Source organism: Ensifer aridi (assembly GCF_002078505.1).
Classification (GTDB): Bacteria; Pseudomonadota; Alphaproteobacteria; order Rhizobiales; family Rhizobiaceae; genus Sinorhizobium; species Sinorhizobium aridi.
The window spans coordinates 192,718-219,067 of the sequence record NZ_LUAV01000002.1 but is presented as its reverse complement, the minus strand read 5'-3'; the positions used below and the strand labels follow the sequence as shown (position 1 = coordinate 219,067).

The 26,350-nt window shown below is 63.7% G+C and carries 27 protein-coding genes and 1 tRNA gene; 13 read left to right on the top strand and 15 right to left on the bottom strand.

Features of this window, described 5'->3' with window-relative positions:
• Positions 1-61 precede the first annotated feature (61 nt).
• The 3 genes from epmA (at position 62) to AYK65_RS01345 (ending at position 3,074) form a co-directional block, all read left to right on the top strand.
• Positions 62-1,114: an EF-P lysine aminoacylase EpmA gene (gene epmA / locus AYK65_RS01355; RefSeq protein ID WP_046120051.1), complete on the top strand. Its 1,053-nt coding sequence runs from the start codon at positions 62-64 to the stop codon at positions 1,112-1,114.
• On the top strand, positions 1,111-2,163 hold the full coding sequence (locus tag AYK65_RS01350) for a lysine-2,3-aminomutase-like protein (protein WP_081157821.1): 1,053 nt from the start codon (positions 1,111-1,113) through the stop codon (positions 2,161-2,163). Before epmA ends, AYK65_RS01350 begins: the two co-directional genes overlap by 4 nt.
• A 98-nt stretch (positions 2,164-2,261) precedes the next feature.
• Entirely contained in the window at positions 2,262-3,074 is an 813-nt protein-coding gene (locus tag AYK65_RS01345) for a class I SAM-dependent methyltransferase (RefSeq protein WP_046120052.1), read from the top strand.
• An 80-nt stretch (positions 3,075-3,154) separates the two neighbouring features.
• Here AYK65_RS01345 and AYK65_RS01340 read toward each other — a convergent pair whose 3' ends face one another.
• Entirely contained in the window at positions 3,155-3,820 is a 666-nt protein-coding gene (locus AYK65_RS01340) for a YiaD family glycine zipper/OmpA-like lipoprotein (RefSeq protein WP_026613591.1), read from the bottom strand.
• Between the two features lie 272 nt (positions 3,821-4,092).
• On the opposite strand from AYK65_RS01340, the gene AYK65_RS01335 reads away from it, so the two are divergent.
• The gene (locus tag AYK65_RS01335) at positions 4,093-4,731 is read left to right on the top strand and encodes an exopolysaccharide biosynthesis protein (RefSeq protein ID WP_026613592.1); all 639 of its coding nucleotides are present in this window, start codon (positions 4,093-4,095) and stop codon (positions 4,729-4,731) included.
• 12 nt (positions 4,732-4,743) lie between these two features.
• Here the strand turns inward: AYK65_RS01335 and AYK65_RS01330 are convergent, their stop codons facing one another.
• The 4 genes from AYK65_RS01330 to AYK65_RS01315 form a co-directional block, all read right to left on the bottom strand.
• On the bottom strand, positions 4,744-5,094 hold the full coding sequence (locus tag AYK65_RS01330; RefSeq protein ID WP_052728598.1) for an antibiotic biosynthesis monooxygenase family protein: 351 nt from the start codon (positions 5,092-5,094) through the stop codon (positions 4,744-4,746).
• 99 nt (positions 5,095-5,193) lie between these two features.
• Positions 5,194-6,219 (bottom strand): histone deacetylase family protein, encoded by a 1,026-nt coding sequence (locus AYK65_RS01325; protein WP_046120110.1) that lies wholly within the window; start codon positions 6,217-6,219, stop codon positions 5,194-5,196.
• Positions 6,220-6,320: 101 nt separating this feature from the next.
• Positions 6,321-6,848: a GNAT family N-acetyltransferase gene (locus AYK65_RS01320; protein WP_046120053.1), complete on the bottom strand. Its 528-nt coding sequence runs from the start codon at positions 6,846-6,848 to the stop codon at positions 6,321-6,323.
• A gap of 1 nt (position 6,849) precedes the next feature.
• Complete coding sequence (locus tag AYK65_RS01315; protein ID WP_046120054.1) at positions 6,850-7,428, bottom strand: helix-turn-helix domain-containing protein; 579 nt, start codon at positions 7,426-7,428, stop codon at positions 6,850-6,852.
• A 196-nt stretch (positions 7,429-7,624) separates the two neighbouring features.
• On the opposite strand from AYK65_RS01315, the gene AYK65_RS01310 reads away from it, so the two are divergent.
• Genes AYK65_RS01310 through AYK65_RS01295 form a run of 4 tightly spaced genes read left to right on the top strand, consistent with a single transcriptional unit; the run spans position 7,625 to position 11,352 of the window.
• Entirely contained in the window at positions 7,625-8,878 is a 1,254-nt protein-coding gene (locus tag AYK65_RS01310) for an MFS transporter (protein ID WP_046120055.1), read from the top strand.
• 49 nt (positions 8,879-8,927) lie between these two features.
• On the top strand, positions 8,928-10,763 hold the full coding sequence (gene lepA, locus AYK65_RS01305; RefSeq protein WP_081157819.1) for a translation elongation factor 4: 1,836 nt from the start codon (positions 8,928-8,930) through the stop codon (positions 10,761-10,763).
• Positions 10,764-10,819: 56 nt separating this feature from the next.
• Entirely contained in the window at positions 10,820-11,053 is a 234-nt protein-coding gene (locus AYK65_RS01300; RefSeq protein WP_026613599.1) for a type II toxin-antitoxin system CcdA family antitoxin, read from the top strand.
• Positions 11,053-11,352, top strand: a complete 300-nt coding sequence (locus AYK65_RS01295) for a CcdB family protein (protein WP_046120056.1) — start codon at positions 11,053-11,055, stop codon at positions 11,350-11,352. Before AYK65_RS01300 ends, AYK65_RS01295 begins: the two co-directional genes overlap by 1 nt.
• A gap of 5 nt (positions 11,353-11,357) precedes the next feature.
• On the opposite strand, the gene AYK65_RS33800 is transcribed toward AYK65_RS01295, so the two are convergent.
• The 4 genes from AYK65_RS33800 to AYK65_RS01275 form a co-directional block, all read right to left on the bottom strand.
• On the bottom strand, positions 11,358-11,663 hold the full coding sequence (locus AYK65_RS33800; RefSeq protein WP_420810234.1) for a GNAT family N-acetyltransferase: 306 nt from the start codon (positions 11,661-11,663) through the stop codon (positions 11,358-11,360).
• A 221-nt stretch (positions 11,664-11,884) separates the two neighbouring features.
• Entirely contained in the window at positions 11,885-12,436 is a 552-nt protein-coding gene (locus AYK65_RS01285; RefSeq protein WP_046120057.1) for a sugar O-acetyltransferase, read from the bottom strand.
• Positions 12,433-12,924 (bottom strand): GFA family protein, encoded by a 492-nt coding sequence (locus AYK65_RS01280; RefSeq protein WP_081157818.1) that lies wholly within the window; start codon positions 12,922-12,924, stop codon positions 12,433-12,435. Before AYK65_RS01280 ends, AYK65_RS01285 begins: the two co-directional genes overlap by 4 nt.
• Before the next feature lie 136 nt (positions 12,925-13,060).
• Positions 13,061-13,516 carry a DoxX family protein gene (locus AYK65_RS01275; RefSeq protein WP_026613603.1) on the bottom strand — a complete coding sequence of 152 codons (456 nt, stop codon included), beginning with the start codon at positions 13,514-13,516 and terminating at the stop codon, positions 13,061-13,063.
• A 242-nt stretch (positions 13,517-13,758) separates the two neighbouring features.
• Here AYK65_RS01275 and AYK65_RS01270 point away from each other — a divergent pair, with 242 nt between their 5' ends.
• Positions 13,759-14,040, top strand: coding sequence for an Rdx family protein (locus tag AYK65_RS01270; protein ID WP_026613604.1), 282 nt, complete (start codon positions 13,759-13,761; stop codon positions 14,038-14,040).
• A 241-nt stretch (positions 14,041-14,281) separates the two neighbouring features.
• On the opposite strand, the gene AYK65_RS01265 is transcribed toward AYK65_RS01270, so the two are convergent.
• Positions 14,282-14,908 (bottom strand): ribonuclease D, encoded by a 627-nt coding sequence (locus AYK65_RS01265; protein ID WP_026613605.1) that lies wholly within the window; start codon positions 14,906-14,908, stop codon positions 14,282-14,284.
• Between the two features lie 222 nt (positions 14,909-15,130).
• Between AYK65_RS01265 and AYK65_RS01260 the strand changes: the two genes are divergently transcribed.
• From AYK65_RS01260 to AYK65_RS01250, 3 genes are all read left to right on the top strand, one after another.
• On the top strand, positions 15,131-15,457 hold the full coding sequence (locus AYK65_RS01260; protein WP_026613606.1) for a hypothetical protein: 327 nt from the start codon (positions 15,131-15,133) through the stop codon (positions 15,455-15,457).
• A 95-nt stretch (positions 15,458-15,552) separates the two neighbouring features.
• The gene (locus AYK65_RS01255) at positions 15,553-16,584 is read left to right on the top strand and encodes a hydroxyacid dehydrogenase (RefSeq protein ID WP_026613607.1); all 1,032 of its coding nucleotides are present in this window, start codon (positions 15,553-15,555) and stop codon (positions 16,582-16,584) included.
• A 114-nt stretch (positions 16,585-16,698) separates the two neighbouring features.
• Positions 16,699-18,663, top strand: a complete 1,965-nt coding sequence (locus tag AYK65_RS01250) for an adenylate/guanylate cyclase domain-containing protein (RefSeq protein ID WP_046120058.1) — start codon at positions 16,699-16,701, stop codon at positions 18,661-18,663.
• Between the two features lie 73 nt (positions 18,664-18,736).
• Here AYK65_RS01250 and AYK65_RS01245 read toward each other — a convergent pair.
• Positions 18,737-18,821: transfer RNA gene (locus AYK65_RS01245), tRNA-Leu, on the bottom strand.
• A gap of 1,062 nt (positions 18,822-19,883) precedes the next feature.
• Positions 19,884-20,213, bottom strand: a complete 330-nt coding sequence (locus AYK65_RS01235) for a DUF6665 family protein (RefSeq protein ID WP_081157817.1) — start codon at positions 20,211-20,213, stop codon at positions 19,884-19,886.
• 287 nt (positions 20,214-20,500) lie between these two features.
• Here AYK65_RS01235 and AYK65_RS32300 point away from each other — a divergent pair, with 287 nt between their 5' ends.
• A complete protein-coding gene (locus tag AYK65_RS32300) occupies positions 20,501-22,075 on the top strand; it encodes a hypothetical protein (RefSeq protein ID WP_046120059.1) in 1,575 nt (524 codons plus the stop codon).
• A 199-nt stretch (positions 22,076-22,274) separates the two neighbouring features.
• Here the strand turns inward: AYK65_RS32300 and rpsA are convergent, their stop codons facing one another.
• The 3 genes from rpsA to aroA all read right to left on the bottom strand — a co-directional run bounded on the left by rpsA (position 22,275) and on the right by aroA (position 26,146).
• Positions 22,275-23,981 carry a 30S ribosomal protein S1 gene (rpsA, locus tag AYK65_RS01225; protein ID WP_026613612.1) on the bottom strand — a complete coding sequence of 569 codons (1,707 nt, stop codon included), beginning with the start codon at positions 23,979-23,981 and terminating at the stop codon, positions 22,275-22,277.
• Positions 23,982-24,140: 159 nt separating this feature from the next.
• Positions 24,141-24,779: a (d)CMP kinase gene (gene cmk, locus AYK65_RS01220; protein WP_026613613.1), complete on the bottom strand. Its 639-nt coding sequence runs from the start codon at positions 24,777-24,779 to the stop codon at positions 24,141-24,143.
• Positions 24,779-26,146 carry a 3-phosphoshikimate 1-carboxyvinyltransferase gene (gene aroA, locus AYK65_RS01215; protein ID WP_081157816.1) on the bottom strand — a complete coding sequence of 456 codons (1,368 nt, stop codon included), beginning with the start codon at positions 26,144-26,146 and terminating at the stop codon, positions 24,779-24,781. Before aroA ends, cmk begins: the two co-directional genes overlap by 1 nt.
• Positions 26,147-26,350 lie beyond the last annotated feature (204 nt).

The window sequence follows — 26,350 nt, the reverse complement described above, 5'->3', positions numbered from 1 at the left end:
CGCGCAAATAGCCAGCCTGCGCCGGCATTCACGTGGAAAGAAAGCTTGGACCGAACCGATCATGCAGAACGCTTCTCCCTGGTGGACCCCGGAGGTCCATGCCGACCGGCGCCCGTTCCTCATCGGGCGCAATCGCATCCAGGCGGCGCTTCGCCGGTTCTTCGACGAGCGCGATTTCATGGAGGTGGACACAGCCACGCTGCAGGTGTCGCCGGGCAACGAGGCGCATTTGCATGCCTTTAAAACGCAAGCGATCGGCCATGATGGCTCGACCCAGCCCCTCTATCTGCACACCTCGCCCGAGTTCGCATGCAAGAAGCTCCTCTCTGCCGGCGAAAGGCGCATCGCCTGCTTCGCCCATGTCTACCGCAATCGCGAGCGGGGGCCGCTACACCATCCCGAATTCACAATGCTGGAATGGTACCGCGCCGAGGAGAACTACGAGACGCTGATGCGCGACTGCGCCGAAATCCTGGCGCTCGCCGCCGAGACGGTGGACACCCGGTCCTTCACCTATGGCGGGCGCGCCTGCGATCCCTTCGCGGAACCGGAGCGGCTTTCCGTGGCCGAAGCCTTCGAGCGTTTCGCCGGCATCGACCTCCTCGCTTCGATTGCAGCGGACGGCTCCACCGATCACGAGAGCCTCGCTGCCCCCATGCGAAGAGCAGGCCTGCGCGTCGCCGCTGACGACGGCTGGGCCGATCTCTTCAGCCGCGTGCTCGTCGAGAAGGTCGAGCCCAATCTCGGCTTCGGGCGCGCCACGATCCTCGATCGATATCCCGTCGCCGAGGCCGCGCTGGCAAGACCAACGCCCGGCGACGGGCGTGTCGCGGAGCGCTTCGAGCTCTATGCCTGTGGCGTCGAGCTCGCGAATGCCTTCGGCGAGCTGACGGATGCCACGGAACAGCGTCGTCGCTTCGAGCTCGAAATGGCGGAAAAGGCGCGGGTCTATGGCGAGACCCATCCCATCGACGACGACTTCCTCGCCGCGCTCGCCACCATGCCCGAGGCGAGCGGTATTGCGCTCGGCTTCGACCGGCTGGTGATGCTCGCAACCGGCGCCACGCGCATCGAACAGGTTCTTTGGGCGCCCGTTGCGGAGGCCACGGCATGACCATGGACCGAACCATCCGGACAGCGGGCGAGCTCGTCGGGGCCGGCCTGGTCGGGGCTGCCGACGAACAGGCGATCTCCCGCGTTGCTTCCCGATATGCGGTCGCGATCAGCCCCACGCTTGCACGCCTCATCGACCGCGACGATCCGCACGACCCGATCGCCCGGCAATTCGTGCCCGACGCGGCGGAACTCACCCTCGCGCCGGAAGAGCGTGCCGATCCGATCGGTGACGGCGCGCATAGTCCGGTCGCGGGCATCGTCCACCGCTACCCGGACCGCGTGCTCATGAAGGCCGTGCATGTCTGCCCGGTCTACTGCCGCTTCTGCTTCCGCCGCGAGATGGTGGGCCCGCAAGGCCTCGGCACGCTGACGCCCGCAGAACTCGATGCGGCCGTTGCCTATATTGCCGCGCATCCGGAAATCTGGGAGGTGATCCTGACGGGCGGCGACCCGCTCGTGCTCTCGCCCCGGCGGCTTGGCGAGATCGCGAAGCGCCTCGGCAAGATCGACCATGTGAAGATTGTCCGCTTCCATACGCGCGTGCCGGTCGTCGAGCCCGACCGGATCGACGCGGAGCTCATCGCGGCGCTTAAGGTCAGCGGCAAGCCGACCTATGTGGCGCTTCATGCCAATCATCCGCGGGAGCTTACGACCGAGGCGCGCGGGGCCGCCGCGCGGCTGATCGATGCCGGCATCGTCATGGTGAGCCAATCGGTGCTGCTCAAGGGCGTCAACGACGATGCGGACGTGCTAGCCGAACTTATGCGCGCCTTCGTCGAGATGCGCATCAAGCCCTATTACCTGCACCATCCGGATCTCGCTCCGGGCACCAGCCATTTCCGGCTGTCGATCGAGGAGGGTCAGGCGCTCGTCGCCTCGCTGCGCGGCCGCGTCTCCGGTCTCTGCCAGCCGACCTACATTCTCGACATCCCCGGCGGCCATGGCAAGGCCGTGATCGGCGCAAGCGCGATCGAGGCGGAAGGGGGCGGCTGCTACACCGTCAGCGACTTCCGCGGAAACAAGCACGCCTATCCGCCGAAGGATTGAACCCTCGGCGCTACTGCATGCTTCCTTAAATCGTAGTCGATTTAAGGATAAAACCATAAGGTAAGGCGCGCCCCGTTTCCGATCCGCCGGAGGAAGCCATGCCATCGGAGATCCGTCTTGCCGGTGTGACTGCGACGCCGCTGATCACGCTTCTCGCGAAGGCGGAAGAGAGCGCCATGCCGGATTCGCTGCTCCGCGACCGCTTCGCCGCCGCCGCGATCGCCCGCGTCGGCGAGGACCTGACGCATCTGAAGGTCGGGCACGATATGACGGTCGCGATCGCCATGCGGGCACTTCTGCTCGACCGATGGACGACCGCTTTTCTCGATCGGCATTCGGATGCCACCGTCCTTCATCTCGGCTGCGGCCTCGATGCCCGTGTCTTCCGGGTCGATCCGCCGCCATCGGTGCACTGGTTCGATGTCGATTTCCCTGAGGTGATCGCGCTCAGGCAGCGTCTCTATCCCTGCCGCAGAAACTACACGGCGATTGCAGCGTCGATCACGGAAACAACATGGCTGTCGCAACTGCCCACCGGCAGACCTGCGATGATCATCGCCGAGGGCGTGCTGCCTTATCTTGGCGAGAATGAGGTCCCGCAGCTTCTCAGCCGGCTCGTCGGCCGCTTCCCCTCCGGTGAGATTGTCTTCGATGCCTATAGCCGACTCATGATCTGGATGCTGCATTTCAATCCGGCAATCCGTGCGACAGGCGCCTCGCTTCGATGGGCGCTCGACGAGCCGGCGGAACTCGAGCGGCAGGTGCCGGGGCTGAAGCTCGTTGAAGACAGGTCGCATTGGAGCGCGTCCGAGGCAGCGCGGATGTCGCCGCCGGTGCGCATCGCCCTGCAAATCCTCGCGGCTGCTCCGATGCTGCAGCCGATGGGGCGGCTCGTTCGTTATCGCTTCTGACGCGCATCGGGCCACAAGGGCCAAAAAAAAGGCCGCACGGCGACGCCGGCGGCCCTCTCTTGAATCGTCGCTGTGGCGGATCAGCCCTGCTTGATCGGTGCGATCGAGATTTCGACGCGGCGGTTCTGGGCGCGGCCGGCCTCGCTGGCATTGGATGCAACCGGCCGCTCCATGCCGTAGCCCATGGTGGAGATGCGCCGCTGGTCGACGCCGCGGGCACCGAGGTAGTTGGCGACGGAAGCTGCACGGCGCTCCGACAGACCCTGGTTGTAGGAGGCGCTGCCGGTCGAGTCGGTGTGGCCATCGACATCGATCAGCGTCTTGTTGAACTTGCGCAGCACGATCGCGACCGAATCGAGCGTCGGATAGAAGTCCGGGATCACCTGGTCGCGATCGGTCGCGAAGGTGATGTTAGACGGCATGTTGAGGATGATGCGGTCGCCGGCCCGCGTCACCGAGACGCCGGTGCCCTGCAGTTGTGCGCGCAGCTCCGCCTCCTGCTGGTCCATGTAGTTGCCGATGAGCCCGCCGCCGAGCCCGCCGATAGCCGCGCCGACAAGTGCCGCGTCGCGCCGTCCTGCAGCACTGCCGCCGGCGAGCAGACCGGTCGCCGCACCGAGGCCCGCACCGATCAAGGCGCCGCCGGCCGTGTTCGACATCTTCTGCTCTCCCGTGTAGGGATCGGTGGTCGTGCATCCGGAAAGATAGATGGCCGCAACAGCCAGGATGGCGCATTTCTTGATCATCGAATCAATGGTCCCCATTGGTGCTGAAATCGCTTCATACCACCGATTGCGGCAGGAAGATGAAGGGGCCGAGCACTTTCCACAGGGCCCGCGCGCCGGCTCGGCTTCGCAATGCAACATTTCTTCGCCACATTGCTGACCAGAGCGCCCGCTAACCGAAGCTTCACATGCCCGCGCTATGGTGGGCCGCCCGGTCGTGATCGACCTGGGGTAGAACATGCGGGCCGCGCGTCGTTCGGTAAAGCGGGCGCAAAGGTGAGGGGGGTCAAACTATGGCGATCGAGTTCGGCGATACGGAACGCAATCTCAGCGATACGCTGAACGGCATGATCGCTTCGATCAGAGGCGATACAATCACGCTGCGCGAACTGATGATCGAGATCGGCGAGCATGGGTTCCTGCTCCTCTGCGCTCTTCTGACGCTGCCCTTCCTCATTCCCGTTTCCATTCCCGGAGTCAGCACCGTCTTCGGCGCGGCGATCATCCTCATCTCGCTGGCGATCACGCTCAATCGCCTGCCCTGGCTGCCGCAACGCATCCTCGACCGGCGGATCGAGACGGAAAAACTCGTGCCGACGCTCAAGAAAGGGGCGGCCCTCGTCTCGAAGCTCGACCGGTACGTGCGGCCGCGTTTGTACTTCTTGACGCAGGGCGTCGTGATGAACCGCTTCAACGGCCTGATGATCATGGCCGGCGGCGTGCTTCTGATGTTCCCGCTCGGGCTGATCCCGCTGTCGAACACGCTGCCCGGGATCGCCATCCTGCTTCTCTCGCTCGGCATCATTCAGCGCGACGGGCTCATGGTGGCCGCCGGTTACTTCTTTCTCTTGGCAACCACCGTCTATTTCGCCGTTCTCGCCTACGCGACTTTCGCCGCCGGCCAGGGGCTTTCGCAATTCTTCGTGTCGTAGGTCCGGCTTGGACTAGGCTGAAAGCGGCTCCAAGCGCTTATAGCTGCCGAAGTCGGTGCGGATATTGAGCTCGGCCATCAGTGCGTCGCGGTCGAGGCCGAGTTCCCTATCGAGCTCGCCAAGCGCGGCGGCAATCCTCGGCGCGACCTCGTCGCTCGCAAACTCGATCATGATGACGAAATTGAAGATGCCGGGGCCGGAATTCTGCTCGAGGACCCAGTCGCGGACATAGCCGTCCTGCCGGCGAATGACGGCAAAGGTCTTTGCCACGAGTTCCAGGAATTTCTCTCGCGCCTCGTCAGGCACGGCGAATTTGTTGACTCGATAAAGCGGCCGCGACACCGCCAGCTCGTTTCCACTCATCGTTCTCTCCTTTTGAAAGCGGACCGCCGGTGGCGATCCGGAAAGCGCGACCAGTGGTACGACCTCAACCATAGTTGAGGTCAATAGGCGATCCTACAATCAGCCGGTGATCCCCTTCAGCACATTCGCGACGTTCAGGCCGATCTCCGGCACGCCGTAGCCGCCCTCCATACAGATGACGACCGGAAGGGCCATCGCACTCAAGCGTTCGCCGATGCGCAGGTAGTCCTCCGATTTGAGCTTGAAGAAGCTGATCGGATCGTGCTCGAAGGTATCGACGCCCAGCGAGAGGACGAGCGCTTCCGCGCCGAAGCCGGCAATGCGGGCGGTGGCGTCATCCATCGCTGCACCCCAGGTTTCGAAGGTGGTGCCGCGCGGCAAGGGATAGTTCTTTGTCGTGCCAAGCCCCTCGCCCGCGCCTTCCTCGTCGGCAAAGCCGAGAAAATGTGGGAAGGCGTCGACCGGGTCGCCGTGCAGCGAGGCGAAGAAGACGTCGCCGCGCTCGTAGAAGATATCCTGCGTGCCGTTGCCGTGGTGGAAGTCGACATCGAGCACGGCAACTTTCGCCGCACCGGAATCGCGCAAGCGCTGCGCGGCGCAGGCCGCGTTGTTGATGAAGGAATAGCCGCCGAAGAGGTCGATCGCGGCGTGATGGCCCGGCGGGCGGCAAAGTGCGAAGGCTGCCGGAGCACCTGCAGCGACATGGGTCGCTGCGGAAATCGCGCAGTCCATCGCGGCACGCGCAGCGGCAAAGGTACCCTCGGTGATCGCCGTTTCGGCCGCAAAGGCATAGTAGCCGAGCGCTCCATCGATATCCTTCGGCGGGTGCTGGCGCATGCGGCGGGCCGGAAAGCAGGCGGGTATCGCTTCGCCGCGATAGCCATCCGCGACCCAGCGGCTCCAAGCGCTTTCTAGGAATTCGAGATAGTCCGCCGAGTGCAGCTTCAGCGCCGTCTCCATTCCGTGACGCTCGGGTGCGACGACATCGGAGAAACCCGCTTCCCTGACCGCTGCGAGGATCCACTCGGCCCGGAACGGCGCTTCAAAGGGCGGGACGAGCTCGCCTCCATGCAACTCGGTCTTGGCGTCTCTGAGCTTGTGGTCTTCGGAATAGAAAACGCGCATCATTCTGTCCTGTTGCATGGGGAGCCCCCGCGGGGCGTTCGTGCGTCACCCTACTTCACGATTGGGCAAAGCGGAATCGGCTCCGCACGGGGGCAGTCGTTCTAGACGGCAAGGTGCTTGTAAAAAAACGTCGTCGCGCAATAGCGGCCGTCGGGCATCAGGGCGTAGTCGGGAACGACGCCCGCGCGGTTCCAGCCGAAGCGCTCGTAGATTGCCTCCGCCGGCTCGCCCGTTGCCGTGTCAAGCACCAGCACTCGTCTGCGGCGCTTGATGGCTTCGGCTTCCGCCGCTTCCATGAGGCGACGCGCCAGGCCGAGACCGCGGGCGTTCCGATGCACGAGCAGCTTCTTGATGTCGGCGCGATGGGGCTGGTTGGGCATGGTCGCGACGCCGAGCTGCACGGTACCGACCGGTCGGCCGTCGACCTCGGCGACGACGAGCACGGTCTCGCCGCGGCCGACAGCAGCGGCAACGCCATCCCAGAACGGGACCGCGGCCTCAGGCGGAAAGGGTTGCATGAAGCCGACCGAGGCGCCGCCTTCGACGCAATCGGAGAGAATCTCGGCCAGCGCCGGCAGTGCGGCCAGGGTTTCTTCTTCGCTGAGCACGCGGATATTCACGTCGGGCATGTCACACCTTGGTACGGCAGAGGATGACGGCGTAGTGCGCCGGTTCGTCGTATGGGTTGTGGAAGACATGGGCCTCCTCGAGGCCCATGAAAAGACAGTCGCCCGCTTCCAGCACCTGCGGTCCGCTTTCCATCGTCAGTTCGAGCCGGCCGGAAAAGAGCCAGAGATGCTGGGTGATTCCGCGGTCCAGAGGCTGGCGTTCGAAGACGACGCGAGCTCCGGGCGGAAACTCGACCTCGACGATATCGGCCGGCGAACCGACGCCTTCGGGCGAGACGGACCGGCGTAGATAGCCGCTTTCCGGATCGCGCCACAGCCGCTGGTCGGCGCGCCGCGCGATCGGCGACGCGTTCTCCGCCGTCGAGGCGAAGAGTGCCGAGAGCGTTGTGCCGAGCGCGCTGCAGAGCTTCGCGAGCAGTTGCGCCGTCGGGCTCGCCTCGCCGCGCTCGATGCGCGAGATCATGGCGCGGCTGACGCCGGAGCGAGTAGCCAAGTCATCGAGCGTCAGGGTCTGCGCCATGCGCAGCTCGCGCACGCGGTTGCCGATCGTATGTTCAAGGGAGGCGATTGACTGTTCCATTATTTGAGATTGCATTTCTCCTATAATGGAGTCAAGCCGATTTGGGCGCGACAGATAAATTCTGCCGATGCCGTTTTGACGACAACGCGACGAACCATGTTGCGCTATCGTTGCGAGTCTCCCGTACTTCAGAAAGTTCTTCTTCTTCAATACTTTAGAGCTCACTTATCGAAAACGGTCGCGGAAGGACAGGCATATGGACAGATCTCCTTCGTCGCTGATGTCGATCGCGAGCATCGTTCTTTCGATGACGGCCGTCGCGATCGGCAACGGCATGATGCTCGCCTATGTGCCTTTCGTGCTGACGCGCTCGGCCGCGCCGGACTGGGTTCCGGGTGCCGCAGTGACCGCGATCGCTTTCGGCGGACTCCTCGGTTGTCTCATGGGCGGCTCGCTCATTCGCCGGGTAGGGCACGCCCGTGCCTTTTCCTGCTCGATGGCGCTCGTCATCCTCGCGGCGCTGACGATCAGCCTCGGCGTCCATCCGCTGCTTTGGGTTCTCGCACGCGGTCTCTACGGAGTCGCCGCGAACATGAACTTCATCATCACCCAGAGCTGGCTGAACCACGCCAGCGAGAACCACTGGCGCGGCCGGGCAATGTCGCTCTTCTATATGGCCTATGTCATCGGGCTCGGCGCTGGCGCCTGGCTCTTCGGCCAGATCCCTGCCGAAGGCAATCTCGCCCCGATCATCACCGTCTTCTTTACGACCGTCGCCATCCTGCCGATCGGCCTCACGCGGCTGCCGAATCCGCCCGCTCCTTCCAGGGTCAGTATCGACATTCCCATGGTCTGGCGGGCTTCTCCGGTCGCCTTCGTGGGCGTGCTTGCCTCCGGCGGCCTATCGATGCTGGTGCAGGGCTTCACGCCGATCTATGCCGCGGCCAATGCGGTCAGCCAGCAGGACGTGGCGGCATTGATGTTCTTCATGCAGTTTGGCCTTCTTTTCATCCAGTTTCCTATGGGCGCCCTTTCCGACCGCACCGACCGCCGCATTGTCCTGATCGTCACCTGCGCCCTCACCATCGGAGCCGGCCTCGCGGCACTGGTCGTTTCCTTCGACAATCCGCTCCTGCTCATGCTGGTCTTCGCGATCTTTGCGGGGGCCGTCGAGACGGTCTATTCGATCGCCAATGCGCATGCAAACGACCGCACGGATCCGGCCGATTTCGTGCCGCTCGCCAGCACCATGCTGGTCGCCTGGTCGGCGGCCGCAACGCTGGTGCCGATGCTGGTGACGCTGCTGACGCCCGCCTTCGGCCAGCAGACCTTCATCTACGCGACGTTGGCAGTAGCGCTCCTTTACGCGCTCTTCGTGCTCTTTCGCCTCCGCTCACGCGAACGCGTGCCGCCTGAGCTTTGCGAGACCTTCGAATTCAGAAGCGCCCAGGTGCCGAATGCCACTGCGCTTGCAGCAACGGAAGTGCGTGCTGTCAGCCCGGATTTATAGTGAACGAAGCCTTCATTTCGCGCTTTGCGCCGCCTGATCGCACTGCTATATGCGGCCCATGAGCACACCATCTTCCAAGACGCCCCTGTCGCATATCCGCAACTTCTCGATCGTGGCCCATATCGACCACGGCAAATCGACGCTCGCCGACCGGCTGATTCAGCTCACCGGCGGCCTTGCCGAGCGCGAGATGTCCGAGCAGGTGCTGGACAGCATGGATATCGAGCGTGAACGCGGCATCACCATCAAGGCCCAGACGGTGCGCCTGCACTACAAGGCGAATGACGGCGAGACCTATGTCTTGAACCTTATCGACACGCCCGGGCACGTCGACTTCGCCTACGAGGTCTCGCGCTCGCTTTCGGCCTGCGAAGGTTCGCTGCTCGTCGTCGATGCCAGCCAGGGCGTCGAAGCCCAGACGCTCGCCAACGTCTACCAGGCGATCGACAACAACCACGAGCTCGTCACAGTGCTCAACAAGATCGACCTGCCGGCGGCCGAGCCGGATCGCATCAAGGAGCAGATCGAGGAAGTGATCGGCATCGACGCTTCCGACGCGGTGCTGATCTCGGCGAAGACCGGCCTCGGCATTCCGGACGTGCTCGAAGCGATCGTCCACAAGCTGCCGGCGCCGAAGAGCCCCGGCGGCGACAAGGCGCCATTGAAGGCGCTGCTCGTCGATAGCTGGTACGACACCTATCTCGGCGTCATGGTGCTGGTGCGCATCATTGACGGCGTGCTGACCAAGGGCCAGACCATCCGCATGATGGGCACCGGCGCCAAATACACCATCGAGCGGGTCGGCGTGCTGACGCCGAAGATGGTGTCGATGGATTCGCTCGGGCCCGGCGAAATCGGCTTTATCACCGCCTCGATCAAGGAAGTGGCCGATACCCGCGTCGGCGACACGATCACCGACGACAAGCGCCCGACGGCGGAAGCGCTCCCCGGCTTCAAGCCGGCGCAGCCGGTGGTCTTCTGCGGCCTTTTCCCGGTCGATGCCGCCGACTTCGAGGAACTGCGCGGCGCCATGGGGAAGCTCCGCCTCAACGACGCCTCCTTCTCCTTCGAAATGGAATCCTCCGCCGCACTCGGTTTCGGTTTCCGCTGCGGCTTCCTCGGGCTGCTGCATCTCGAAATCATCCAGGAGCGCCTATCGCGCGAATTCGACCTCGACCTGATCGCGACCGCGCCCTCGGTCGTCTATCAGCTGACGATGACAGACGGCACCGAGAAGGAACTGCACAACCCGGCCGACATGCCGGACGTCGTCAAGATCGCCGAATTCCGCGAGCCCTGGATCCGGGCGACGATCATGACGCCGGACGAGTATCTCGGCGGCATCCTGAAGCTCTGCCAGGACCGGCGCGGCATCCAGACCGAACTCACCTATGTCGGCAACCGGGCGATGCTGACCTACGACCTGCCGCTCAACGAAGTGGTCTTCGATTTTTATGACCGGCTGAAGTCGATCTCCAAGGGCTATGCCTCCTTCGACTATCACCTCTCCGACTATCGCGAGAGCGATCTCGTCAAGATGTCGATCCTCGTCAACGGCGAGCCGGTCGATGCGCTCTCGATGCTCGTCCACCGCTCCGCCGCGGAAAAGCGTGGCCGCGCCATGTGCGAGAAGCTCAAGGACCTGATCCCGCAGCACATGTTCCAGATTCCGATCCAGGCGGCGATCGGCGGCCGCATCATCGCCCGCGAAACAGTCCGTGCACTGCGCAAGGACGTGACGGCCAAGTGCTACGGCGGCGATGCCACCCGCAAGCGCAAGCTTCTGGAAAAGCAGAAGGAAGGCAAGAAGCGCATGCGCCAGTTCGGCAAGGTGGAAATCCCGCAGGAGGCTTTTATCGCGGCGCTCAAGATGGGCGATGAGTGAGTGTTTTCTTCCCATGAAAATGCGCATATAATGTGCGCATCTTTATGGGAACGAATATGACACGATCGACCGCACGGCGCCCGACCAATCTGTCCCTCGACGGCGATCTGCTTTCAAAAGCGCGCGATCTCAAGATCAACGTTTCGCGCGCGGCGGAGGAAGGCATCGCACAGGCGATCAGGGCCGAACAGGAAAAGCTCTGGCGTATTGAGAACGCGGAAGCGATCGCCGATGCCAACGCCATGGTCGAAAAGCGCGGATTGCCGCTGGCCAAATACCGGCAGTTCTAATGGCTCGCTTTCATGTCTACCGCCTGAAGCAGGCCGAGACATTGGTCGTCGATCTCCAGGCCGACCTCTTCGACGCGTTGAAGACCAGGATCGTCGCGCCGCTCATTCCGGCATCCGATTTTGCTCATGTCATGTCGCGTCTCAATCCACGCGTGACCATCGGGGAGGACGCCTACGTCATCGCTATCCATCTCTTGGCCGCGATTTCAGTAAGCCAACTCGATGAGATGGTCACGGACCTATCGAGCCGGCGCGACGACATTGTCGCCGCTACGGATTTCGCATTCCAGGGTTTCTAGAGCCTTTAAAGCCCCGCAAGCAAATACCGCTTCGAAATCCGGTCGACGGGCCTACCGTCTTTCAGCGGCACCGCCTTGTCGACCTTGTAGTCGACGAAGCCCATCTTGCTGTAGTAGGCCAAACCGCCGATATTGTCGGCACGGATCGTGGCGTTGATCGCCAGGAAGCCGGCGTCACGGGCATACGCCTTCGTGGCGGCGAAAAGCGCGGTGCCGGCGCCGGGAACTTTCTCATGAGGCGGGCGAAGGTGCCGATATCCACCCAGCCCTCCGGAAGACCGTCCCAGCGCTCCAGCGCCTGGAAGGCGCAAGGCTCGTCCGACCCGTCCTCCGCAACGAAGCAACTGACGAGGCCGGGACCCGCTAGAAAGTGGGAGGCAAAGCTCTCGTGCGTGAACGGCGTCTCATGGGCCGTGGTGCCGCCGATCCGTATGATCTCGTTCAGGAAAGCGCAAAGCACCGGCACGTCCTCGACCCGTGCCGGACGGACATTGATCGTTGCTGCGTCAGCCATGAATTGCCTCCCGAAAAATCAAGGCAGAACCCGCGCCGGGTTCCCCACCACCGTTGCGCCCGGCGCCACATCCCGTCTCACCACCGCGCTGGCTCCGACGATCGCCCCGTCGCCGATCGTGACGCCGGCCAAGATGATCGCACCGCCGCCGATCCAGACGTCCTTGCCGATCGTCACCGGCCGGGCGATCTCCAGACCGGCACGGCGGAGCGCAATGTCCTTGTGATGCTCGGCACAGTAGATGTGCACGCCTGGCCCGAGCATGGTGCCACTGCCGATGGTGACGGGTGCGCTGTCGAGAATGGTGCAGCCGGCATTCAGATAGACGCCGGCACTGAGCGTGATGTTGATGCCGTAGGAGCAATGGAACGGCGCCTCTATGAAAACGTCCGCGGCGACCGCGGCGAAGAGCGTCTTCAGCGCCGGCGCCATGTTGCCGCGTTCGTCCGGCGGCAGGGTGTTGTGCTGGTACACAGCCCGGCGGGCTCGGGCGCGTAGCTCGTCGAGCTCTGAGTCCAAGCAGCAATACCACTCGCCCGCCATCATCTTCTCACGTTCGCTTGCCGTCACGACTGCACCTGCCCCTTGCCCTTCGCGCGCGCTTCACCAAGCCGATCGAGGCTCTCCTTCGGCCACTCAGCCTCTACGTCGTAATAGGCCTCGAAAACCCTGGCGCCCGCGGGCAGCGGCACCCAGTCGAGTTTCGAGCGGGTGTAGATGTGGACATCCGGGGGAAACTCCGATGGCCGGTCGAGCGTCGCGAGGCGAACGAAAGAAAGCCATTTGCGCCGGCCGTAATCGCTCCAGAGCGCCGACTGGCAGTCCGGGCAACGGTAGACGTCATGCGGGCGGCCGCTGTCGGTCGAGAGCGTCACCATGACCGGCTTTCCCTGCAAGAGCTCGACATTTTCCGCCTCCACGATGCCGTTGACCACAAAGGCGCTGCCGAGTTGTCGTTGGCAGTCGCGGCAATGGCAGCAATGCACGAACATCGGCCGACGCTTCAGCCGATAGCGGATACGGCCGCAGAAGCAGCCGCCTTCGATCGTTTCACTCATGGTCCGCTTCCTCCTCGATCCGAGATGACCATGGGCGAAGCCGCTGTTCAAGTGCGGCTTGTGGCTTGAGGAGAGTACGGGCTGTCGCAGGAGGATAGCCGCAGGCACGGACTCCGCCCGTGCCTGCGGTGCGAAGTTAGAACTGGCGGCCGAGCTTGGCGTCGACCGACTGGCTGTTGGCGCCGCGGATCGCAAAGAAGAAGGTGATTGCCGCCCAGAGGATCGATTTCTCAGCCCCGCCAAGGCCCTGGCCCTGGACGATGCCGTGGAAGTAGACGGTGACGAGAAGCACGATAGTCGCGGCAAAGGCCGCGGGCCGGGTCAGGAAACCGATCGCGATGAAGATGCCGCCGAAGAACTCGGTGGCGGCAAGCAGAGGCGACCAGAAGACGCCCGGATAGAAGCCGAGCCCCTCCACCATGCCGACCGCGCCGAACGGATCGAGGATCTTGCCGTAGCCATGGGTGACGAGGAGCGCTCCCGCAAGCACGCGCAGCAGCGTCTCGGCGAAAGTGTCGAGCGGCAGATAGAGCTTTTCGAGCGCAGGCAGGATCGCGCGCGGCCGGCCGTTGTCAGCAGTGGAATCAGTCATAAGGTCCCTCTCGCAGATTGTTGCAATGCCGGAGTCTCTTGCCGCCCGCGCCTCGGAAGACAAGGGGCGGGCGATAAAAACCTGACAGATTTAGTTGACAATTACGTGAGAGAGCCGTGAAAGGCCGATTGTTCAGGGCGCGCGGCAAAGCTAATGTGAAGGCCTGAAATCCTGCGGCGATTCAAAGCGCTAGCGCGGGTTTCCCCCCCCGCATGCAAAGACCACGACACAGGACATACCAGATGACTGAAAAGCCACGCGTCACCATCCTCTACTGCACCCAGTGCAACTGGCTGCTGCGCGCGGGCTGGATGGCACAGGAACTTCTGTCGACATTTGCCGATACGCTCGGCGAGGTGGCGCTGATCCCCGGCACCGGCGGCAATTTCGAGATCCGCGTCGATGGCGAGCTCGTCTGGGAGCGCAAGCGCGACGGCGGCTTTCCCGGTCCGAAGGAGCTGAAGCAGCGGATCCGCGACAGGATCGAGCCGGAGCGCGATCTCGGCCACGTAGACCGGAGCTAAAGCTCTGGACCTTGGCATTCTTGGCGGCGTCTTCGCCGCAGCCTTCCTCTCGGCGACATTGCTGTTCGGCATGTCGGAAGCAACCGTCGTCGCCTCGGCATTCGCGGCTTCTCTGGCTGATGCTGTGAGCTATCGACCGGGCTCGCCCGAAGACCGGTCGCGTCGCCCCACGAATGCGTCATCCTCGGGTCAAGCCGGAGGATGACGGTGGAGTAGAGGTGCAGGAAGACCAGCCCCTGCTCTAGCTATGCGCGAAAATATCCGTCTCCTCCCAGCCGAGCAGGTCGAGCTTGGCGCGGGTCGGCAGGAAGGCGAAGCAGGCTTCGGCCAGTTCCATGCGGCCGTCGCGCAAGAGGCGCGCCGTCAGCTTGTCCCTGAGCGCATGCAGATGCAGCACGTCGGAGGCCGCATATTCGAGCTGCGCCGGCGAGAGGATATCAGCCGCCCAATCCGAAGACTGCTGCTGCTTGGAAATGTCGATGTCGAGCAGTTCCTTGAGATTGTCCTTGAGGCCGTGCCGGTCCGTATAGGTGCGGCTAAGCCGCGAGGCGATCTTGGTGCAGAAGACCGGAGTTGCCGTGACGCCGAAGGTGTAAAACAGGACGGCGATATCGAAACGGCCGAAATGGAAGATCTTCTGCCGTGCCGGATCGGCGAGCATGGCAACGAGGTTCGGCGCTTCCTTCTGGCCGGCCGCGATACGGATCACATCGGCGGTACCGTCGCCGGGCGAAAGCTGCACGACACAGAGACGATCGCGACGGGGAACGAGGCCGAGCGTTTCCGTGTCGATCGCGATCGCGCCCTGATAGCGGGCGGCGTCCGCCTCGGAAATATCGCCTTCGTGGAATCGTATTGTATTTGCCATCGAAAATCCCCAGATCGTTTCCGCATGATTCTTAAATCGGAATGGATTTAAGGACAAAATCATGCAGCACACCAAAGTGCTGCAGCGATCTTCGCGCGTCCAGCCAGACACGTGGCGCTGCAGAGCGTAGCCGGCCTATAGCGCAACTTTGCCGGCCGCGATACCGTGTCCTTCAGTCGGCGCCCCGCTTCGCCGGCCTCCGTCCGAGAAAGTTCATCGAACATGACCTGGTTCCGTTCCGCCGTGACGCTTCATTTCACCCTTTTGCTCCTCGTTCTCTCGGCTGAAGCCGCGTCGGCGGACGGCACCGCGCTGCAACTCGCGCAGACCTACCACGATCTCCCCGGCGTGCGGGCCATCGACCCGCTCAGGGAGGGCGAGAACCTTGTCTGCGAGCAGGTCTTCGTCGACCGCTACGCACCCTTCGAGTCGTCACGCGGCCCCCGCTACGACACTGTCTACCGATGCCGTAGGGGCGATGGCCCGGTCTTTCAAAGCGGTCGGCTGCCGCCATCGCTCGAGAGGCAAAAGCGCGGGCTGAACTATTGAGGCGAAAACAACAAAGGCCCGCTTGCGCGCCGCCTGCAAAAACATACATCCACAGATCGAAAGGGGCGGCGGCACGCCCCGAATGGAGGCAGTCAATGTCCGAGACGAACCTGCCGCTTGCGATCAGCGCGCCCGCGCCACGCACGCTCGACCTGATCTTCACGCCGGAGGCGCTGCAGCGTCTTCATGAGCGCTACCGCGTCGTCGAGGCCGATCCGGAAAACATCGCCGGGCTCGACTCTGCGATCCTCGCTGAAGCGCGCTACATCATCGGACAGCCGCCGCTTTCGGAAGAAACGCTGGAGCGAATGCCGGCGCTTCGCGCCATCCTCAACGTCGAGAGCAATCTCATCAACAACATGCCCTATGACGTCGTTTTCCGGCGGGGCATCCACGTGGTCACGACCGGCCAGGTCTTCGCCGAGCCGGTGGCGGAGATGGGACTTGCCATGGCGCTCAACCTCGCCCGCGGCATCGTCGATGCCGATCTCGCCTTCCGCGAAGGACGCGAGCTCTGGGGCGGGGAAGGCAACCGTTCGGCAAAGCTCCTTTCCGGTTCCGAGATCGGCATCATCGGCTTCGGCGATCTCGGCAGGGCGCTGAACCGCGTGCTCTCGGGATTTCGGGCGAAAATACGCGTCTACGATCCCTGGCTACCAGCCTCCATGCTCCGCGAAGCCGGTGTCGAGCCGGCGCCGCTCGACACGGTTCTCGCGGAAAGCGATTTCGTCTTCGTGGTCGCGGCCGTGACGAGCGAGAACGAAGGTTTCCTCGGCGCTGAGGCTTTCGCCAAGATGCGCGCCGGCGCAGCCTTCATCCTCTTGAGCCGTGCCGGCGTCGTCGACTTCGATGCTCTGATCGCCGCCGTCGAAAGCGGCCACATTCTGGCGGCAAGCGACGTCTTCCCTGAGGAGCCGCTGCCGCTCGACCATGCGGCTCGCCGCCTGCCGGGCTTCCTGCGCTCGGCGCACCGCGCCGGTGCGCTCGATGTGGCCTTCAAGAGGATGGGCGAGATGGTGCTCGAGGACATGGAGCTCATGGACCGCGGCCTGCCGCCGATGCGCTGCAAGCGAGCGGAGCGCGAGACCGTGGAGCGCATGCGGGCGCGGCCAGTCAGCGTCAACTAGAGCCTTTCCATGCTGCGGTATTGACCGCCCGCCACCGCCTAACCCGCCCTATGCAAATCCGGTGCAATGCTGCAAAGATCGACTGCGAATCCGGATCGAAGGGACACTGAACGCATGCAAGGCTCCGACGGAAACAGGCGTCCCGAGACCTGGACGAGCTCGCTCCGGTCGCTGCTCGGTGTCACGATGGTGGTGATGCTCATCGTCGTGTCCGCCACCTTGGTGGGGCTCGATTACCGCCGCGCGCGGAGCGCCGCGATCGCGAATACCGAGGAGCATATGGGCGCGTTCGTCGGCCGCCTCGTCGACCGCCTCGGGGTGCTTTCGGGCGATACGTCGGCCGTCGTCGGCCTCGTCGCCTCCGTTGCCAATTCCTTCCTGGTGCCGCCGCCGGAGCGCATGATCGACAAGGTGGCGGTGCTGCGCGAGGGCATCTCGCGCTCGCCGCACATCGACGGCGTCTATGTCGGCTATCCGAACGGCGGATTTTTCCACATGGTCGATCTGAGGTCGGCTGCCTGGCGCATGGCGCTCGATGCACCGCGCGGCGCGACGCTTGCCGTCCGCTCCATGGAAAGAAACGACCAAGGCAAGCCCTTCGATCGTACGATGTTCCTCGATGCGAGCGGTCTTGTGTTCGCTGAGCGCCGGTCGGCCCCAACCGGCTTCGACCCGCGAAACCGGCCCTGGTACCGCGCCGCCGTCAACGGCAAGGCTCCGGTCGCTACCGGCCCTTACGAAATGGCGACGACGAAGAATTTCGGGATGACGATATCGCAGGCCCACCGCGGCAATGCGAAGATCGTCATCGGAGCCGACGTCGTGCTTGACACGATCACGGACTTCTTGTCCCGCGAGCGGCTAACCGGCGATTCGGTGTCGTTCATTCTCGATGCCGTCGGGCGACCGATCATCCACTCCGATCCGCTGATGATGCAGCGCATCATGGCGGCGAAGGATCGCGACGGACCGGTGGCGGCACCGCAAGGCAATCCGCTGATTGAGAGCATCCGGCTCAACCCGCCTCCCCCAGGCAAGGCCGGTTTCGTGGACGTCGGCGACCGCACTTATCTCGCCATCGTCGCCCCGCTCGAATCGACCCTGCTCCTGTCGGGACACCGGGTCGTCGTCGCCGCCCCGCTCGACGAGCTGATGGCGGCTGCCAACGATACGCTGGTTCAGGGTCTCGCGATTTCTGGCGCCGTCGTGGTGCTCGCCATTCTGTTAGCGCTCGTTCTTGCCCATCTGATCACCAAATCGCTCAATCAGCTTACCGCCAGCGCCCAACGGCTGCAGGATCTGGATTTCACCACGCCGATCGACGTGCCCTCGCGTGTCGCGGAAATCTCCATGCTCAATGGCGCGATGAACAAGGCCCGCGACGCGATCTTCACCTTCGCGCTCTATGTGCCGAAGGAACTGGTGCGCAAGGGCATAGAATCCGGACATTTCGCCGGCCGCGCCGGCTGGCGCCAGGAGGTGACGGCGCTTTTCACCGACATCTACGATTTCACCACGATCAGCGAGCGGCATTCGCCGGAAGAGGTGGTCGCGATGCTTTCGGGATATTTCGACCTTTTCAGCGAGGTCGTCGCCGCGCATGAGGGGACCATCATCCAGTTCCTCGGCGACTCGGTCTTTGCCATGTGGAACGCGCCGGTCGCCGACGCACGCCACGCCGAACACGCCTGCCGCTGCGCGCTCGCGGTCGAGGAGAGGCTGGAAGCCTTCAACGCGGACCAGCGCGCAAAGGGCCTGCCGGAATTCCGCACCCGCTTCGGCATCCACACCGGCACGGCAGTCGTCGGCAGCGTCGGCGCCAAGGAGCGGCTGCAATATACGGCGATGGGCGACACGGTGAATGTAGCCTCGCGGCTCGAAGGCATGAACAAGGATTACGGCACGACGATCCTCGCAAGCGGTGCGGTGGTGGCGCAATGTGAAGATGTGGTGACTTTTCGCCCGCTTGGTTCCGCCCAGGCAAAGGGCCGTGCCTCGGCGCTCGAAATCTACGAAGTGGTGGGTGCGTCCATGATGGCTACGGCGGGTGACAGCGCCGAGACGGGAACGGCGGCATAAACAAAAAAAGCCCGGAAAACCGGGCCTTTTTTGACATCCGAACCGCCGAGCGCGGATTTACGGAAGAAGGAAATGGTGCCCAGAAGAGGACTCGAACCTCCACGCCTCGCGGCACAGGTACCTGAAACCTGCGCGTCTACCAATTCCGCCATCTGGGCGACGGACCGGCATGTAAAAGGCCATGGCCGAAGTGTCAATGGGCATTTTGAAGTTTTCCTGCCGGATCGCCAAAAAGCCCCGCGCAACAGTAGCGCGTCGCATTCAAACGTAATCATGCGATGCGCTTAGGTCTTTGTTTTTGTGCATGTCGTCGTTCCAAAACCGCTCCACGTTTTTGAACGGCATGCATCACCGGCGTCGTCCGTCTGCACCGGTCTTCTCCAGCGATAGGGAAAGAAATTCAGTGACATGCGTCCCAGACAGGCGCATGCTTGGGGACGGCGGATCGGGGCGGAAATCCGGTCGCTTCACTGCGTGATTCCTCAGGGTCGGAAACGATGCAAGGACAAGGTCATGCAGCGGCTGAAAGCGCTACGGCGAGCCGCGTCTCGTTGGATGCGGGAGCGCTGGAAAGCATGCGCGTACCCGGCGTCATGAATAAACACGCGAAAACAAACGTCTATGAAGCAGGGACACAATCGGAAAGCAAAGGCTTTCGGAAAGTGAGGATGAAATGACGAAATTTCGGAATTTCGTTATCAGCTGCGCAGTCGTCGCCACCTCGATAATCCCCTCTGTCACGCCTGCACAGGCCATGCCGCGTCCGGTGCTCGACATCGCGAGCACGGCACCTGCAGATCTACAGAACGTAACGCACCGCGGGCGCTATGGCTGGGGCGGCCCGCGCTTCTATGGCGGCTGGGGGAACGGCTTTTATCCGGGCTGGCACCGCCATCGACGGTCTGGCATAAGCCTGCAGTTCAACTTCGGCCCGAGCTACCCGCGGTATTATCCTGGGCGCTACTACTACGGGAACCGCTATTATTACGGCCCCCGCTATTACGGCCCTGGCTATTACCCCGGTTACTACCCCCGCCGCTACTATCGCCCTAGTTACTACGGCCATCGGTACTACCGACCCGGCTATTACGGGGGCGCCATCGTCCGGGGTTGGTAAGGGCGCACTCGTAGGAGGCGCTGCGGCGGCTCCGCCGGCCTCCTTGATTCTTTGAAGCTGCGACGTGGGCAGACTGCCGCGTCCGCCGTCGCGGACGCGCGGACTATCGTTTTCTGACGATCCCGAGGCGCGCCATCACTTCCTTCGGGATGCCGTAGCGGCGCACCGCATCGCGGCTATCGCGAAGACCGCAGATCTCGCGCTGGATGAGGAAGGCCCAGACGGCGTCGGCCGCCTCGTCGAGCAGCCGTTCGCGCTCGGCCGGCTCGTGCCTGCTGCCACCGTAACCGTTCAAGGCGGCGATCGCCTTCTCGACCTTCAGCCCATGGCGCCCGAGGGCGTCGGCGCGCTCGGCCATCAGCTCGTATTCGAGAACGTTCACGCCGGAGGCGAGATCGAAGCGGCGCAGCGATTGTGGCGGACGAACTGTCATCAAAGCTCCTTCGGTCCAAGCAGGATGGACCCGCAAAGGCGCTCTCGCAAGGGGCTGCGTATCCTCGGATCCCGCTTAGCGCCGTGGCTTTGGTTAACATTCGATAAACTTCTTCGGCTTATTCTCGGCCATCACGCCTTTAGCCCTAGAGTGCCGGGCGTCTGCCTTTACGCGCGGCTGGGCCGATCCGCCGGCCGCGACGCGCATGAGGCGCCCCTCCAACAGAAAGGAATTCGACGGCGAGCGCGGTACTTGGCGGCATCGGTGAGCGGGAATTGGAGATCAGGATGCTGACGCCCATTGTTACGATCAGGACTGCGATCGGCGCCGGTGAGGACGCGACGCCAAGCGTGCACCGTCCGTCGCTCCCGGCCGGCTCGCGTGCCGAAGCGATCCAGAAGATCCTCGATGCGCTGATCCTCCACCTCTCCGGCGAGGAGGTCCTTTCCAAGGACGCGCTGGTGAAGCTGATCGGGGATCTGGCGCTGATCCTCAAATTTCCGCCCCTGCCACAGGAGAGCGGACGCGCCTTCGTTCGCCGGCTAATCAACTTGCTCGAGGCGATGCCTCTGCCGGAACGCATTGTCCTGGAGCGGCAGCTCAACGGGCGCAGCCTCGCGCAACGCATTGCCCTCCTGGCAGTAATGCCGGTGAGCCGCGCGGGCGCATCGCCGCCCGATCAAACCCCGTTTCGAAGCCTGCCGCTGCCGAGTGCGGTGCCGCCATCGTTTCCCACCGCAAGGGTGCTGCCGACCGGCGACGTGGCGCTGCTGCAGGCCTTGCTGCGGGAAACCTATGGCGCAGACACCGACAGCCTCGGAGCCCGAGAGATATTGGAGGATAAAGCGCCGGAGACCGAGCCCGAGGAGACAAGCCGGGCGGAACCGCAGCGGATGTCGAAAGCGGCCGGGAACGCTCCATCCTCTCGGCCTACAGAAACAGCAACGGCTGGGAGGATCGGGTCAGGTTTGGCGCAGGAGCGGGCGGCGGCTGTCGAGACGTCATTGTCGGAGGGCTCCGAAGGAGGCTCCCAAGAGGTCTTGACCGACCACATCACCGTGCCGCAGCCGGGCGGAACCGGTGAAGCGACGAATTCGGAGACGCCATCAGACGTCACATCGGAAAACGTCGAAGCGGCTGCCACCGAAGCCGACAGGGCGATAGCGGAGGGCAGCATCGAAGAGGTCATCGACAGCCTCGAGTCGGACGGAACATACGGCCCCCCGCGCACTGGGGACGAGGATGCGCAACGAGCGCCGCGGGCGCCGGTTCGGAACGGAACGGAAAGTCCCAATCCACGCGTGTCGGTAGAGAGCGTGAAGGCGATCATCCAAGAGAGTCTCGTCCTTCCGGCGACAGCAGAAGCGGGGCGGCCGACGATGGCGGAAAGCGTCGATGCCGATCCCCGCGAGGCCGATACGGCGCCACGGGCGCGCGAGAGCGCCACCATTAACAGAAATGTCGCGGCTGGCGGCGAAGCGCCGGGCGAGCCCACATCCGCCGACGGGGAGGACGTAGCGTTCGCCGACGTACCTCCCCGGTCGGGGCCACGACAGGCCGGCGAGGATGCCGGAACGCCGCAGGCAATCGCGCGGCTTGTCGAGTTCGGCCTTCCGCGCGAGGCCATTCCCTTCACATTGGTGCCCTACCCGCCGGCGCCTGCGGAAATCAAGAGCGAAGCCGATGAGGCGGACCGGCGCCAGCGGGACGATCACGAGGCGGACGCACGAGGCGACGAAGGAGAGCAGGAAGGCCGCGGCCAGGCGCAGGAGCACGCCGGCGGCGGCGAAAGCGACCAGGAGGAGGAGCCAGCCGCAACCGACGCCTATGACCTTTACCGGAAACTCGGCGGCCTCGGCTGAAGGCAACGTCTGCATTACCGCTCCCCTAACCCTCGCCCCGCACGCGCTAAGGCGGACTACGCAGGGCATCGCCGCTCCTTCGCCCCGCCCTCGGGAGAAGCTGGCCGGCGGGCCGGATGAGCGGCGGATATGCGATGCCCACGAAAAAGCCCGCGGAGATCGCTCTCCGCGGGCTTCTCTTATTTCCGTTGTACAACGGTTATTCGTTGCTCTGGCGGTTCTTGAGGGCCGCGCCCAGGATGTCACCGAGCGAAGCGCCCGAGTCGGACGAACCGAACTGTGCCACCGCTTCCTTCTCTTCCGCGATTTCCAGAGCCTTGATCGAAAGCTGGATCTTGCGGTCCTTCTTGGAGAAGTTGGTGACGCGGGCGTCGACGAGTTGGCCGACCGAGAAACGCTCCGGACGCTGTTCGTCGCGGTCGCGCGAGAGATCGGCGCGGCGGATGAAGGTGGTGATGTCCTCGTGGTTGACGAGCTTCACCTCGATGCCGCCATCGTTGACGCCGATGACCTCGGCCGAAACAACGGCGTTCTTGCGCAGTTCGCCGGAAGCGGCAGCTTCACCGACCGCATCGCGGCCGAGCTGCTTGATGCCGAGCGAGATGCGCTCCTTCTCTACGTCCACATCGAGAACGACGGCACGAACGACGTCGCCCTTGTTGTATTCCTCGATGACCTGCTCGCCCGGACGGTTCCAGTCGAGGTCGGAGAGGTGGACCATGCCGTCGACGTCGCCTTCGAGGCCGATGAACAGGCCGAATTCGGTCTTGTTCTTGACCTCACCTTCGACTTCCGTGCCAGCCGGATGGCTGTGCGCGAAGGCCTGCCAGGGGTTCTCGAGCGTCTGCTTGAGGCCGAGCGAGATGCGGCGCTTGGTCGGGTCGACTTCGAGAACGACCACGTCGACTTCCTGGCTGGTGGACAGGATCTTGCCGGGGTGAACGTTCTTCTTGGTCCAGGACATTTCGGAGATGTGGATCAGGCCTTCGATGCCCGGTTCCAGCTCGACGAAGGCACCGTAGTCGGTGATGTTCGTGACCGTGCCGGTGATCTTCTTGCCGACCGGATACTTCGCACCGATGCCATCCCACGGATCGGACTCGAGCTGCTTCATGCCGAGCGAGATGCGGTGGGTTTCCTGGTTGATGCGGATGATCTGAACCTTGACCTGCTGGCCGATGTTCAGGATCTCCGACGGATGGTTGACGCGGCGCCATGCCATGTCGGTGACGTGCAGCAGGCCGTCAATGCCGCCGAGGTCGACGAACGCACCGTAGTCGGTGATGTTCTTGACGACGCCCTCGACAACCTGGCCTTCTTCGAGGTTCTGAACGATTTCAGAACGCTGCTCGGCGCGGGACTCTTCGAGGACCGTACGGCGCGAGACGACGATGTTGCCGCGGCGCTTGTCCATCTTGAGGATTTCGAAGGGCTGCGGGTTGTGCATCAGCGGCGTGACGTCGCGGATCGGACGGATGTCGACCTGCGAACGCGGCAGGAAGGCTACGGCGCCGTCGAGATCGACGGTGAAGCCGCCCTTGACCTGGTTGAAGATGATGCCTTCGACGCGTTCGCCGGCTTCGAACTTCACTTCCAGACGCTGCCAGCTTTCTTCGCGGCGAGCCTTTTCGCGCGACAGAACAGCTTCGCCGAGCGCGTTTTCGATACGCTCGACATAGACTTCGACTTCGTCGCCGACCTTGAGCGAGCCGTCCTTGGCCTTGGCGCCGAATTCCTTCAGCGGCACGCGGCCTTCGACCTTCAGACCGACGTCGACGATGGCGACGTCCTTTTCGATCGCCGTGATGACGCCCTTGGCGACATAGCCTTCGGCGAGGTCCGTCTTGGCGAAGGACTCTTCCAGAAGAGCGGCGAAATCATCACGGGTGGGGTTGGTTGCAGACATATAATCTCCTGCTGCATCTCCTGCCGGAGACGCATATGCGCCGGTGGCTAGCGTTAACGGGCCTGAACCCAGTCCGCTCCTGTCATGGAGCAATCCGGCGCGTGGACGGAATTTCAGGCTATCTTCAAGAAGGCTATGCGGCCGCAGCCAAGCTCTTCTTCAAATTTTCTTTTTCAAGGCAGCGTCGATCAAGGTCTTCGCCGCCCGGAATGCCGCCTCTATACTCATTTCGGACGTGTCGAGCAAGTGCGCATCCGCGGCGGGCTTGAGCGGGCTGTCCACCCGCCCCATGTCGCGCTCGTCGCGCTTCTTCACGTCCTCGAAGATCGCGGCATAGTCGGCCGTCCCGCCGCCGGAGACGATCTCGTCATAGCGGCGTTTGGCGCGGACCTCGCGCGAGGCGGTGACATAGAGCTTCACGGTCGCATCGGGGCAGACGACGGTGCCGATGTCGCGCCCGTCGAGGACAGTGCCCGGCTCCTTCCGCGAAAAAGCCCGCTGCGCCTCGACCAGCGCACGGCGCACGGCCGGCATCACGGCGATCTTCGACGCCGCCTCGCCGATCGAGTGTGCCGAAAGCACCGAGCGATCGAGCCCGGACAGGTCGACTTCCCGTGCCATCTTCTCGGCAACCGCCTCGTCATCCAACGGCAGTCCGGCATCGAGCAACGCCTTCGCGGTCGCGCGGTAGGTGAGCCCGGTGTCGAGGTGGTGGAAGCCGTACTCCTCGGCGATCCGGCGCGAGAGCGTTCCCTTGCCGGCCGCGGCGGGTCCGTCGATGGCGATCACGTGACTCATCACGCCGCCTTGCTCTCGGCCTGCTCGATCTTCGCGCCCAATCCCGTCATCAGGTCCATGAATTCCGGGAAGCTCGTTGCGATCATCGTCGCGTCGTCGACTGTTACCGGATGTTCCGAGGCAAGACCCATGACGAGGAAGCTCATGGCGATGCGGTGGTCGAGATGGGTTTTCACCTTTTCGCCCGAGGCGTTGCCGAGGCCCTTGCCGCCAGGGCGGCCGCGCACGAAGAGCGAGGCCTCGCCCTCGTCGCAGTCGAGGCCGTTGAGCTTCAACCCGTCGGCAACGGCGGAAAGGCGGTCCGACTCCTTCACGCGCAGTTCTTCGAGGCCGTTCATCACCGTCGCGCCTTCGGCAAAGGCGGCGGCGACGGCGAGCACCGGATATTCGTCGATCATCGAGGGAGCGCGCTCTTCCGGCACGCTGACGCCCTTGAGCTCCGAATAACGTACGCGGAGATCCGCGACGTCCTCGCCGCCGGCGAGGCGCTGGTTCATGACCTCGATTTCGGCGCCCATTTCCTGCAGCGTCAGGATGAGGCCGGTACGCGTCGGGTTCATCAGCACGTTCAGGATGGTGATGTCGGAGCCCGGAACGATGAGCGCCGCGACCAGCGGGAAAGCGGTCGACGACGGATCCCCGGGCACGTCGATCACCTGGCCGATGAGCTTGCCGCGGCCTTCGAGGCGGATGGTGCGCACGCCCTCGGCATCGGTCTCGACCGTCAGGTTGGCGCCGAAGCCCTGCAGCATCTTTTCCGTATGGTCGCGCGTCATCACCGGCTCGATGACGGTGGTGATGCCGGGCGTGTTGAGGCCCGCGAGCAGGACGGCGGATTTCACCTGGGCGGAGGCCATAGGCACGCGATAGGTGATCGGGTTCGGCGTCTGCGGTCCGTGCAGCGTCACCGGCAGCCGGTCGCCCTCGGCCGATTTCACCTGCACACCCATCTCTCGCAGCGGATCGAGCACGCGGCCCATCGGGCGCTTCGTCAGCGAGGCGTCGCCGATGAAGGTCGAGTCGAAATCATAAACGCCTACGAGACCCATGGTGAGGCGGCAGCCGGTGCCGGCATTGCCGAAGTCGAGCGGCGCTTCCGGCGCCAGCAGCGCGCCGTTGCCGACGCCGTTGATGATCCAGGTATCGCCCTCTTTCCGGATCCTGGCGCCCATGGCCTGCATCGCTTTGCCGGTATTGATCACATCCTCTCCTTCGAGGAGGCCGGTGATGCGCGTCTCGCCCGAGGCAAGACCTCCGAACATGAAGGAACGGTGTGAGATCGATTTGTCGCCGGGAATGCGGACCGTGCCCTTGAGATCGGAAGACTTCTTTGCGGTGGCGGGCCTTGGGCTCGAGCCGTGGGACATGATGTTTTTCCTCTGACAATCCGGCTGTTCGGCGGCACGAGGTCGAGCGCCGCCTGGGAGTGAACATCGAACCGCCGGTCTTGCGGGCTCCCTAACATAAAGAGCAAAGTGGGTCATCCTCCCCCACGAAGAAAATGCGGCGAAGAAATGCGGGCGGGCGCGCCCGGAAGTTTGCCTTTGACAGAAGCGGCCAAGACGATTATG